Consider the following 12,299-nt stretch of genomic DNA (forward strand, 5'->3'; position numbering starts at 1 on the left):
AGGTTTATCAATATAAATTTTTTTCATGCAGAATGTCATTTCTTTTCGGAATTGCATTCTGCATTTTCATTTTTACAATTTTCAATCCGAGCAGATCCAAACGTTTTTTCTGGTTACACTGAAATCGTTTCATATCCTTTTTCAAACATCGGTTGTAACATTTTTATGTATAGAAAAAGAATTGCATTCCTTTTAATAATTGCTTTGCCGAAAGATAATTGACTTTGTATAAACTGGATGTTACCTGTTTAATTTGGACAGTAACAACCAATAATTATACAGCCGTGGAAAACAACAGGGAAATTGGAGCAACTATTATATTGGTATGCATGGTGGCGTTCTGGATCGTTTCATCCATCCGCATCAGAATCCGGGATGAACGAAAAAGGAAAATCCTAAAGGAAGGTGTTCAGGCCAGGGCCAAAGTGCTGCAGATACAACCCACCGGTGAGTACCTTAACAATCTTCCCGAGTTTCAGGTACAGGTACAGATTCAACCGGAAAACGGAGCGGACTTTATAGCAGAAGTTACCGAAGCATTCCCGTATCCCAAATACGATTCCTTGCGCAACGGAAGCCAGGTAGTTGTAAAGTACGATCCGGATTATTACAAGCGGGTCATTTTCCTGCATACGGAACCTGCTACCTGAATGGTTGCGAGAAGTTACTTGCTGTTATTTCCTAAAATTGTCTGAGCAGATCGTCATGTATTACATGTACAGAAATGGCCGCTAAACATCTAGCAGCAATCAGCCAAGGGCCAGCTGCAGGTTTATCTACAGCATGCATTTTCTTTTAACCATACGGCTTCGTTCAGTGGACTTTGCTCTTCTTCCTGTTAGTAGCAATTTTGGTATAGAGTTCATTCGGACTGAAGGGTTTGCTTACAAAATCGTTCATTCCGACCTGAAAGGCGACATCCTTGATGTCCAGCATGGCTGAGGCTGTAAGTGCAATGATAGGAAGTTCTGCATATTTCTTGTCCGGAAGCTGGCGGATTTTGGCCGTGGCTTCATAACCGTCCATTTCCGGCATCTGGAGGTCCATTAACACAATGTCAAAATCTTCTTTTTGGACCATTTCGTAAGCAATAAGACCGTTTTCGGCTACCTGAAAGTCAATTTGCCATTGCTTCATGAAATTTTTCATCAGAAAAATGTTGATCATATTGTCCTCCACGATGAGCAGCTTGGTTCCTTTCAGGTCATTGGTACTGGTGAGCAATTTTTCGGTTTGAACCTTTTGCTGCTTGTGGCTGATCAGAAAATTAAGACTAAAATAGAATTCCGAACCTTTTGCAATTTCGCTGCGCACGTTTATGGTGCTGTTCTGAAGTTCAAGCAGCCTTTTGGTGATGGTCAAACCAAGCCCGGAACCGCCGTATTTCCGTGTTGTATCCGAGGAGCCTTGAGTAAAGCTTTCGAAAATAGATTCCAGTTTATCCGGTGCAATCCCGATTCCGGTATCTTCCACTTTGAAATCAATGGTGCAGGTATTTTTCTGTTGTTTGGCAATGGACGCCGATATGATCACTTTTCCGGAATCCGTGAACTTGATGGCATTACTCACCAGGTTTGTCAGAATTTGTCCTAACCTCACAGGATCACCGATCAGGTTGATATTCAGGTCACTGTCCACCATCAGTTTCAGCTGGATTCCTTTTTCCTGAGCGCGCTGCAGACTTCCTGACCGGATATTTTCAAGGATGGAAAGCATGTTGAAATCAACTTCTTCAAACTCCACTTTACCGGCTTCTATCTTGCTGAAATCCAGGATGTCGTTTAGCAGCACCAGGAGATTTTCAGCCGAGAATTTAATGATGTTCAGATACTGCATCTGTTCCGGTTTCGGATCCTGCTGCAAAAGCAGATGAATAAAGCCGATGACGGCATTCATCGGTGTGCGTATTTCATGGCTCATGGTGGACAAGAACTGTGATTTGGCCACGGCTGCCATTTCTGCTGCTTCTTTGGCTTTGATCAGTTCCTGTTCCGTTTTCTTCTGTGCATCAATGTCCATGATTGCGCCATAAAGTTTGACTACTTGTCCGGCATTGTCACAAAACGGCTTTCCGATCGCATGAATAAACTTGGTACTGCCATCCTGCATAACAATCCGCAGGTCGAAACTGGCAGGGCTGAGGTGATTAATGGCATTTTTGATATGCATCTTATAAAGCGGCAGGTCTTCCGGATGGATCATATGATAGAACAACTCCGTTTCGGGTCCTGTGCTTTGCGGTTCCAGTCCGAAAATTCGGAATGCTTCGTCTGACCAGTAGTTCTGGCCAGTAACAAGATCCGATTCCCAGCTTCCGCTATGAGTAAGTTGCTGCGATTCAGCAAGCATGGCCTCGTTGCGGCGGATAACTTCTTCGGCACGTTTACGGTGCGTGATGTCGTGCCATACTACCAGAAGAACCTTTTTGCTGTTGATGTGCACCGGACTCAAAGTAACCTCAACCGGAAAGTCTTCACCATCCCGTTTTTTATGAATCCATTCGAAGCGGGCAAATCCGCTTTCATACGCCAGCTTGTCCATTTCTCGGGACTTATCTGCAGATCTTTTTCCGTCCGGTTGATATTCAGGAGAAAATGTAGCCGGATGCAGTGACAGCAGTTCACTTTTGTCTTTGCACCGGAGCATATTGACGGCGGCCTGGTTACAGTCCAGAATACCGTTTTCATCCAGCAGCAAATGTGCATCCGTAGAATATTGAAAAATGACCCTGAGCTTTTCTTCGGCTTGCTTGTGCTCCGTTACGTCCTGCATTACACCGTACAACTTGACGGGTTTTTCATCCTTGAAAATAGCGTTTCCAATGGTACGTACCCAAATATCCTTGCCCTTTGCGGATTCCATTCCCAGTTCCAGATCAAAAGGAGTACCGTATCTGCAGGCTTTGTCCAGTGCTTCTTCCATAATCGGCCTGGACCATGGCTTATACAAGTTCAATACGGATTGTACATTCGGCATTTCGGTTTCACTGATTTCGCGAAACGCATAAATCTCGGAAGACCAGGAAAGTTTCATTCCGGCAATGTCCAGCTCCCAGACGCCTATTTTTGCAAGCCGGCCCGCCTCTTTCAGCAAGGCATCGTTTTTAATGAATTTTTCTTTCAGCGTTCTCCGCTCATGGATGTCCGTGACAACACCAACCATATGCACCGGTTTGTCATTCCGGAATTTTGCCGTTCCGCTGCATTCAAAATACTTGTAACCGCTGTTCTTTGTCTTCAGTCTGACTTCAACCTTGTATGGAATTCTGCTTTCAAACTGCGCTTTTATTGCCTCACTGACTGTGTTTACGTCATCCGGATGCACAAGCACTTCGGTAAAAAACCTGTAACCCGGCTCCACTTCATCTGCATCGTATTCCAGCATCTTAATGAAGTAATCGGACCAGAACTGTTGATCGGTTTCCAGATCCCAACTCCATAATCCGGCGTGGATGCCGGATATTGCCATTTCCAAAGATTCGATCGTAAACCTGGATTTCATTTTATTTTTGTAAAAGTATTTGTAGTAGTTAATATGGATTTGTTACGGTTTATCTCATAAGTTAAATAAATCCGCCTGTTTGTACTACATATATATAAAATTTATTTTACAAAACGTAAGTTTACTTTTTAAACGGAAGAGAAATTTTTAATGAATGTGATCAGCTGTTCTGAAATGGATTCAGGATTGTTACTTTAGCCGATAAAATGTATATTCATTGACGAATCAATATTTCCAATATGAATGCAAGTTATCAGACATTGCAAAACCGGATCGCAGAACTGGAAAACGAACTTGCAAGTATTCGTGCAGCCGTACGGGATAATGAAAATCATACGCAACCTCATGAAATAGCAGGTTTTGGTGTTGATCCTCAGGGTAATGTAAAAAATGAGGACCGGAATTGGAATGAAACGCAGGCAAGAATCCGGGAAAGTGAGGAAAGGTTTAAGGTAATCGCAAACATTGCGCCGGTACTGATCTGGCTGGCAGGGCCGGACAAGCTCTGTTACTTCTTCAACAAAGGCTGGCTGGATTTTACCGGACGTACGATGGAGCAGGAAAACGGCAACGGCTGGGCCGAAGGTGTTCACGCAGAGGATTATGAACGATGCCTGCAGATATACAACACCAAATTTGACGCACGTCAGGAATTCAGCATGAATTACAGGCTGCGCCGGTTTGACGGCGAATACCGCTGGATTTCAGACAGAGGCGTTCCGCAGTATACGGAAAGCGGTGTTTTTCTCGGGTATGTAGGCGGCTGCATGGATATCCATGATCAGATGAACTTTGCGGAAAGTCTGGAAAAAGAGGTACAAAACAGGACATTACAGCTGAAAAAATCGGAAGAATTCCTGCAATCCATTCTGAATACAACGAGTAACAGCATAGCTTCCTATGAAGCGGTTTATGATGATGCCGGTGAAATCTACGATTTCCGGATCCTGTACAGCAATGAAGAAACGTATTCCCAATATGCTATGCGCTTTGAGTCTATAACGGGCAGAATGTGCAGTGAAGTTTATCCTGAGATTTTTAAAAAAGGCGTATTTGAAAAACTGGTAAAATGTGTTAAAACAGGAAAGCCGGATGCCTATGTTACGGATTACCAAAACAGCAACGGCACCTTCTGGTTTGACGCATCCATTGAGAGCAATGGCAACCGCGTAACCGTTACCGCCAGAAATATCACCGAAGAACTCAAAGCGGATCTTCAGCTTAATGAACTAAATGAAAAACTGAAAATACAGAACTCCATTTTCAACCATTCGGAAGAAAACGCCAATTTCGGGAGTTTTGCGCTCACGCTGGCCACCAACAAACTGGAATGTTCGGATAATCTATATCGTCTTGTCGGGCATTTGCCGCAGGAATTTACGCCTTCGTTCGACCAGTTTATTTCTTTTCTTCATCCCGGTGACAGGCAAAGGGCTATCCGAGACGGCATGCGGGCGCTGGAAACCAAAAATCTTGTACAGAATGATTATCGTGTAATTACAAAGGACGGCAGTCTGAAATACCTGCGGTTAAGCGGCAAATTTATCAATGAAGGCGGCAGGCAGATCATGATTGGTGCCATGCAGGATGTTACGAAAGACATCCAGTTGAACGAAGCGCTCCGGCTGAAAAATATGGAACTGAAACGGAACAACGAAGAGCTGGCATCGTTCAGTTATGTGGCTTCGCATGATCTTCAGGAACCGCTTCGCAAGATCCGGGCGTTCAGCAGCAGGATTCTTGAAAAGCAGCCGCACTTTTCGGATAGTACAAAGGATTATTTCAACCGGATCGTTTCCGCGGCAACGCGTATGCAAAAGCTGATCGAAGCTTTGCTGAGTTACTCCAATACAGGCAACTCCGAAGTGAGTTTTGTAGATACCGACCTGAACAAAATACTCGAAGATGTCCAAACGGATCTGGAAGATCTGATCGAAGAAAAAAATGTCACCATAGAGGTTTCCAGGCTGCCCGTACTTCGGGTTATTCCGCTCCAGTTTCAGCAATTGCTTCAGAACCTGATCAGTAATTCCATTAAATACAGTAAACCGCATGTTCCGCCGTTTATTAAAATCCGGGCAGAAATGACGCATGAACTGGAAAAAGGCAGCAGTTACTGGAAAATCAGCGTTTCGGATAACGGAATCGGCTTTGATCAGCGTTACGAAAGCCGGATTTTCGATCTTTTTCAGCGCTTGCACGGCAAAAGTGAATTCGAAGGAACAGGAATTGGATTGGCAATCTGTAAAAAAATTGCGCAGAACCACCACGGTTTTATGTCGGCGAAAGGTATGCCAGGAGAAGGTTCCACGTTCAGCGTGTATTTGCCGGTAGAAATGGATGCGTAACCACCCGACCGGTTTCCGGCAAAGCAGTTCTGTTGAAAAAGCAAAGAATGTTTCGCTTTGTTACGAAGATATAGGAATTTTCAAACGGCCATTCCGAATCCGGAACAGCCGTTGAGCATTTTTAAAATATAAATTTGGTACTCAGGAAATTGGAGCTGTCTTCATGCACGATCTCGTTAATCAGTTGTTTATTGGCATCGTTCATCTTAAAGGCAACCAGTGAACGGATCGAGAAAGCACGTATGGCATCCGGTACGGACAATGTTCCTTCGGCGCTGTCTTTGCGTCCGGTAAACGGGAAAACATCCGGCCCGCGCTGGCACTGGCTGTTGATGTTGACGCGACTGACCTGATTAACCAGCGGATCGATCAAAGAAGCTACTTCGTCGGCATCGTTGCTGAAAATACTGACCTGCTGCCCGTGGGTGGATTCAATCAGGTATTCAATGGTTTCTTCCAGATCGTCAAACGGTACCACGGGAACGATGGGCCCGAACTGCTCTTCATAATAAAGCTTCATTTTATCATTGACCGGATATACAACCGCCGGATAAAAGAAGGAGCCTTCGGATTTGCCGCCGTTTTCATTCACTATTTCGGCACCGTTTGCGATCGCATCCGAAATGCACTCGTTAAGGTACTCTATTTTATTGGTTTCAGGCAGCGGGGTAAGCGCAACGCCTTTTTCCCACGGCATGCCGAATTTCAGTTTTGCAATTTCCGCGCTGAGCTGTGCAAGCAGTTCATCCGCAATGCTGCTGTGCACCAGAACGATTTTCAGGGCCGTACAACGCTGGCCATTAAATGACAGCGAACCCGTAATGATTTCCTTAACGGCCAGACTGATGTCTGCATTCGGCGTGACAATGGCTGCGTTCTTTGCATCTAGGCCAAGGACCGCACGCAGCCGGTTCACTTTCGGATGCGATTTTTTCAGCTCGTTGGCTACTTTGCTGGAACCGATCAGGGTTAGTACATTGATTTTTCCGGATTGCATCAGGCCAGGAACAATGGCGTTTCCGCGTCCGTAAATCACATTAACAACTCCTTTTGGAAAACTGTCCCGGAATGCTTCCTGCAATGGATAATGCAGTAAAGTACCAAATTTCGGAGGTTTGAAAAGAATCGTGTTCCCCATGATCAGCGCGGGGATCAGCGTTGTAAAAGTTTCGTTCAGCGGATAGTTGAACGGCCCCATGCAAAGCACAACGCCCAGCGGCGAACGGCGCACCTGAGCCGCTATGCCGTCTACGATTTCAAAGCGGGAAGAATCCCGGTCCAGGTTTTTAAGCGAATCAATGGTTGCATAAATATATTCAATCGTACGGTCAAATTCTTTGGCAGAATCCGCGATGGATTTTCCGATTTCCCACATGATCAGCTTGACAATAATATCTTTCTGCTCGATCATTTTACCCGTAAACTTTTCCACGCACTGAATTCTTTCCGCAACGCTCATCGTCGGCCATTCACCACGACCATTGTTATAAGCGGCCACGGCCGCATCGAGCGATTCGCCGGCTTCTGCTGCGGTGCAAACAGGATAACTTCCGATAAGCAGTCGCTGCGGCCCATCCGCTGTCTGAACGCATACGGGTGAATATACTTCATGAACGGGTCCGGTCCATATTTTCATTTCGCCGTTGCTGAGGTATTCGCGCTGGTGAATCAGAGCAGGAAGCCGGAACTCGTCCGGAATTTCATTTTCATTAACAAAGATGTTTTTTAAAGTGGAATCGAAATCCATTGCGTAATTGTTTTTGTGGACAAAGGATAAATTGACAGGTGTTTGTATCATGACGAAGTTTAATCATTATATCCTTAAAACAATTCAAAAGGGGAGTTGGTTTTTTTAAACGGTCCTGTTCCTTTTTGTCATCTTGAAAAAACGGGTCAGCAAAAAAATCGATGCCATCGTCAGACCCAGGATCAGCCCGAGCCACATGCCGGATGCGCCCATACCAAATTGGAAAGCCAGCACATAACCGACCGGAATTCCGATTACCCAGTAGGCAATCCCGATCAGAACCGTCGGCGTTTTCACATCTTTGATCCCGCGCAGAAGACCGGCTCCGATGGCCTGCGTACTGTCGGAAATCTGGAACACGGCAGCGAAAAGCAGGAGCAATGCGGCAAGCTGTACAACTTCGTTGTTCTTGTTGAATGCATTGGGAATGATATTCCGGAAAGTGGCAAAGGTTATGGCGCAGAAAGTACCGTAAATCAGCGCCGTGAAGACCGTACTTTTACCGATCACAAAAATTTTGGCCCAGTTTGCGCGTGCAAATGCATTGCTGACCCGGATGGAGCCCGCCTGTGCCAGTCCCATGGAAACCATAAAAGTAAACGACGCACTGCTCAGCGCAATCTGGTGTGCAGCCTGCGAAACGGCACCGAGCGTTCCGATTATAATGCCGGAAATGGCAAATGCGCCTGCTTCCATTCCGATCTGCAGGCTGCTTGGAACACCGATATGCAGCAGTTCCCGCCATGTTTTCGCATTCAGAAACCACTGCGTGCCGCGCACAGCCATGTATTTCTGAAATGTTTTGTGTTTAAGGATCACGACGGCCAGCGCCAGGAACATACCGCTTCGGGTGATCAGCGTTGCCCAGCCTGCACCTTCCAGTTCCAGCCGCGGAAATCCCCAGTTGCCATAAATCAGCAGCCAGTTCAGCAGAATATTGACCGGCATCCCTGCCAGTGATAAGAACATGGCCGTGCGCGTATGTTCCAGCCCGTCTGCAAATTGTTTCAGCGTCATAAACAGCAGCATCGGAATAATGGACAATCCCATCAACTGCATAAACGGTATGGCCAGTGTAACGACCTCAGGATCCTGGCCTAGATGATGAAGCATGTCTTTGCCGAAAACCAGCGTAAAGGAAATAGCCAGCGCGGTAAGCGTACAAAGGCAGAAGCCATTGAAAAGATAATGTGAAACCAATTTGGTGTCATTGCGGCCGTTGGCCATGGAAACCATCTGGGAAACGGAAATCGTCATGCCGATCCCGATTACAAACGGAATGTTCATGGCATTGATGACAAGTGCTGCCGCTGCGAGCTGTTTGTAACTGATGGCTCCCACCATGGCGCTGTCGATCAAGTGCAGGGCCATCTGGGCAAGTTCTCCGATAATGATGGGTATGGCTAATTTTAAAGTCTGTGATGCTTCTTCTTTCATGGTCTGCCTGATATTTTCAAAAAGGCTGCAAAGTTAGCCAAATACAGGCAAGTGTAGCAATCTTTGATCTGAATACAGGAAAGATAGAGTAAAACAAATGTGCAAACGGTCTTTGCTATATTCAATCCATAGATTCAGTTTATTGACAAAACAATTACCGCGATTCAGAATGAACATTGAAAACAGGTTAACAGCAGCATGGAAGTCAGGAAAGAGGTTAAGGAAGAAACTGGGCGGGGCCGGGTTCCTGATTCTGATGGTTTGTACGCTGCCGGATGCCTTTTCGCAGAGCACGGGAAAATTAAAGATTACAGGTAAAATCATGGATGGACAAAGCAGTGCGCCGCTCGGGTATGCAAGTATCCGGCTTTTCAGGTCAGCGGACAGTACGTTTGTATCCGGTGCCATTACCGATGAAACGGGCGGATTTATTGTCGACATTGCAGCGGGTTCCTATTATGCCCTTTCGGAATTCATCGGTTACAAGCCGCAGTTTACGTCCGGGATAAAACTTACGGCTGCCAATTCGCCGCTGGACCTGGGATCACTGAAAGTGGTCGCCTCTGCGAGAACGCTGGATGAAGTAACGGTTCAGGCAGAGAAAAGTTCGATGGAGCTGTCGCTGGATAAAAAGATATTCAATGTAGGGAAAGATCTTGCCAATGCCGGCGGAACTGCCGTTGACATTCTGACCAATGTTCCTTCCGTAGCGGTGGACGTAGAAGGAAATGTGAGCCTGAGAGGAAGCGGAAACGTACGTATATTGATAGACGGTAAACCTTCCGGGCTGGTCAGTATCAAAGGGGCGAGCGGTTTGCAGCAGCTTCAGGGAAGTATGATCGAGCGGGTGGAAATCATCACCAATCCTTCCGCACGCTACGAAGCCGAGGGGATGGGCGGCGTCATCAACATTGTCCTGAAAAAAGAAAGAAAAGAAGGCATTAACGGCTCATTTGACATCATTACAGGACATCCGACCAATTACGGCGCAGCGGCCAATGTTAATTACCGACGTAAGAACCTTAACTTCTTTTTCAATTACACCCTTTCGTACCGTAACATGCCTTCGCGCAATTATCTGTATCAGGAATTGTACCGCAATGATTCCACCATTATCATGGAAAGGGATATGAAGAGCAACCTCAAAGGCATGAACAACAGCGCAAGAGGCGGCATTGATTTTTACTTTAACCCGAAAAACATTCTTACCGGTTCCTACACATGGCGGACAAGCAAAGGCAAACGTTTTTCCACCCTGATTTACAGGGATTATCTAAACAGCATCAGTAATCCGACAGGCATCACAAACCGTACGCAGGACGAAACCGAGACAGAACCCAATTCGGAATACTCGGTAACGTACAAGAAGACATTCAACCGGAAAGGGCAGGAGTTTACCGCAGATGTTCGTTATCTTGACAACTGGGAAAAATCCGATCAGTTTTACAATGAAGACGTTTTCAGGCCGGACGGCAGTCCTTCCGGCATTCCGCATCTTCTTCAGCGCGCGCTGAACGATGAAACCGAGAAACAGCTTCTTTTTCAGGTGGATTACATTCAGCCTTTCGGGAAAGACGGCAAGCTGGAAGCCGGGGCAAGAAGCAGCTCGCGGGATATGACCAATGACTATGCCGTTACGCAGCAGTCCAGCGACGGCGGCTGGATGCCTCTGGAAAATCTGACCAATGACTTTCTGTATGAGGAAAACATCAATGCCGCGTATGGAATTCTGGGTAACAAAACCGGCAAGTTTTCGTACCAGGCAGGCCTTCGTGCGGAGTGGACGGGCGTAACCACGGAACTCAGGCAAACCAGAGAAGTAAATGAAAGAAATTACTTTAATCTGTTTCCCAGCGTGCATGTCACGTATGATTTCGCCAAGCAGAATGCTTTTCAGATCAGTTTCAGCCGGAGAGTACGCAGGCCGCAATACAATGATCTGAGCCCGTTTGCAACCTATTCCGACAACCGGAATTACTGGAGCGGCAATCCGGACCTGAATCCGGAATTCACGAATGCCTTTGAACTCGGTCATATCAAATACCTTGCAAAAGGCTCGCTGACTTCATCGCTTTATTACCGACATACCAATGGAAAAATCACAAGCATCCGGCGTGTACAGGAAGACGGAAGTTCCTACACGCGTCCGGAAAACCTGGGTACGGAAGATGCTTATGGCGCCGAAGTTACAGGATCATTTACGCCGTATCCGTGGTGGAAACTGGACGGAAGCGTGAACTTCTTCAGAGCGATTACGGACGGTACCAGCCTGGACGAGGATTTTCAGAGCGATACGTACAGCTGGTTTGTGCGTACCATGTCACGTTTTACGTTGTGGAAAACAACCGACGTACAGCTTCGGGGAAATTACGAAGCACCGCAGCAGACACCGCAGGGAAGACGGAAAGCACTGGCCACGCTGGACCTGGCGGCAAGCCGGGATGTTTTCAGGAATAACGGTACGCTGACACTCAGCGTTATAGATGTATTTAACTCGCGTCGTTACCGCTCTATAACGGAAGGAAACAATTTTTATACATTAAACAATTCGCAGGGCCGGCTTCGCCAGATCAACCTGACGTTGAACTATCGCCTGCATCAGGTCAAGAAGAAACCGAAGGAAGGGCTGGAAGGAGAATTTTAATATTCAAATATTTTATTGGAAACTTTTATTTGTATAACTTAGTGCCGAATTGCACAAAAATCCTGCGTTAAGTCTGTTTAAGCGGTTGGTGGATTATGTTTTATCGAACGAATTACTTAATTTTGGATTATGAGCACTAAACCAAATAAGTTTATTTTCCTGGCTGACGACGATGCGGACGACTGCATGCTGTTCGAGGATGCTTTAAGGGAGGTGAGTACTTCAACGGAGCTAACAACGGCTAATGACGGCGTGGAACTTATTAATTTAATGGAAACCAATGTTCCGCCGCCGCCTGACGTGATTTTTCTGGATCTTAACATGCCTAGAAAAAACGGCTTTGAATGTCTGGAACAGATCAGAAAAACCAAAAAATGGGCTTCCATCCCGGTCGTTATTTTTTCTACAACGGGGCAGGAGGAAATGGTCAAAAAAGTACATGAGCAAGGCGCCAGCTTTTTTATCAGAAAACCGGGGTCATTTCCGAAACTGAAACAGGCCATCCAGCAAATTCTTGACATTGACTGGAGTAACCACAGCTGGAAACCAGTAGCTGAGAACCTTAATTACCAATATTAAACCCGATTCTTGTTCACTTGTTGTTACTTGAATACCCGGAAAC

At 46.1% G+C, this 12,299-nt stretch carries 7 protein-coding genes; 4 read left to right on the plus strand and 3 right to left on the minus strand.

The annotated features are described in order from the left end of the window. Positions 1-284 precede the first annotated feature (284 nt). The gene (locus tag FEM55_RS01820) at positions 285-650 is read left to right on the plus strand and encodes a hypothetical protein (protein WP_229209049.1); all 366 of its coding nucleotides are present in this window, start codon (positions 285-287) and stop codon (positions 648-650) included. 163 nt (positions 651-813) lie between these two features. Here the strand turns inward: FEM55_RS01820 and FEM55_RS01825 are convergent, their stop codons facing one another. Further along, positions 814-3,501: a PAS domain-containing hybrid sensor histidine kinase/response regulator gene (locus FEM55_RS01825; protein ID WP_138279610.1), complete on the minus strand. Its 2,688-nt coding sequence runs from the start codon at positions 3,499-3,501 to the stop codon at positions 814-816. Positions 3,502-3,740: 239 nt separating this feature from the next. Here FEM55_RS01825 and FEM55_RS01830 point away from each other — a divergent pair, with 239 nt between their 5' ends. After that, entirely contained in the window at positions 3,741-5,849 is a 2,109-nt protein-coding gene (locus tag FEM55_RS01830; RefSeq protein WP_138279611.1) for a PAS domain-containing sensor histidine kinase, read from the plus strand. A gap of 121 nt (positions 5,850-5,970) precedes the next feature. On the opposite strand, the gene FEM55_RS01835 is transcribed toward FEM55_RS01830, so the two are convergent. Continuing rightward, on the minus strand, positions 5,971-7,596 hold the full coding sequence (locus FEM55_RS01835) for an NADP-dependent glyceraldehyde-3-phosphate dehydrogenase (protein ID WP_138280605.1): 1,626 nt from the start codon (positions 7,594-7,596) through the stop codon (positions 5,971-5,973). A 105-nt stretch (positions 7,597-7,701) separates the two neighbouring features. Next, positions 7,702-9,033 (minus strand): MATE family efflux transporter, encoded by a 1,332-nt coding sequence (locus FEM55_RS01840; RefSeq protein WP_138279612.1) that lies wholly within the window; start codon positions 9,031-9,033, stop codon positions 7,702-7,704. A 169-nt stretch (positions 9,034-9,202) separates the two neighbouring features. On the opposite strand from FEM55_RS01840, the gene FEM55_RS01845 reads away from it, so the two are divergent. Together FEM55_RS01845 and FEM55_RS01850 are read left to right on the plus strand one after the other, a co-directional pair. Next, positions 9,203-11,677, plus strand: coding sequence for a TonB-dependent receptor (locus FEM55_RS01845; protein ID WP_374756464.1), 2,475 nt, complete (start codon positions 9,203-9,205; stop codon positions 11,675-11,677). 129 nt (positions 11,678-11,806) lie between these two features. Next, positions 11,807-12,256 carry a response regulator gene (locus tag FEM55_RS01850; protein WP_138279613.1) on the plus strand — a complete coding sequence of 150 codons (450 nt, stop codon included), beginning with the start codon at positions 11,807-11,809 and terminating at the stop codon, positions 12,254-12,256. The last annotated feature ends 43 nt before the right edge of the window (positions 12,257-12,299 follow it).

This window comes from Dyadobacter sediminis (assembly GCF_005860765.1).
GTDB lineage: Bacteria > Bacteroidota > Bacteroidia > Cytophagales > Spirosomataceae > Dyadobacter > Dyadobacter sediminis.

What these genes read in the sequence shown, in the direction of transcription:
- FEM55_RS01825 (WP_138279610.1), bottom strand. Translation starts at nt 3,501, where the DNA reads ATGAAATCCAGGTTTACGATCGAATCTTTGGAAATGGCAATATCCGGC.
- FEM55_RS01830 (WP_138279611.1), top strand. Translation starts at nt 3,741, where the DNA reads ATGAATGCAAGTTATCAGACATTGCAAAACCGGATCGCAGAACTGGAA.
- FEM55_RS01835 (WP_138280605.1), bottom strand. Translation starts at nt 7,596, where the DNA reads ATGGATTTCGATTCCACTTTAAAAAACATCTTTGTTAATGAAAATGAA.
- FEM55_RS01840 (WP_138279612.1), bottom strand. Translation starts at nt 9,033, where the DNA reads ATGAAAGAAGAAGCATCACAGACTTTAAAATTAGCCATACCCATCATT.
- FEM55_RS01845 (WP_374756464.1), top strand. Translation starts at nt 9,203, where the DNA reads ATGAACATTGAAAACAGGTTAACAGCAGCATGGAAGTCAGGAAAGAGG.
- FEM55_RS01850 (WP_138279613.1), top strand. Translation starts at nt 11,807, where the DNA reads ATGAGCACTAAACCAAATAAGTTTATTTTCCTGGCTGACGACGATGCG.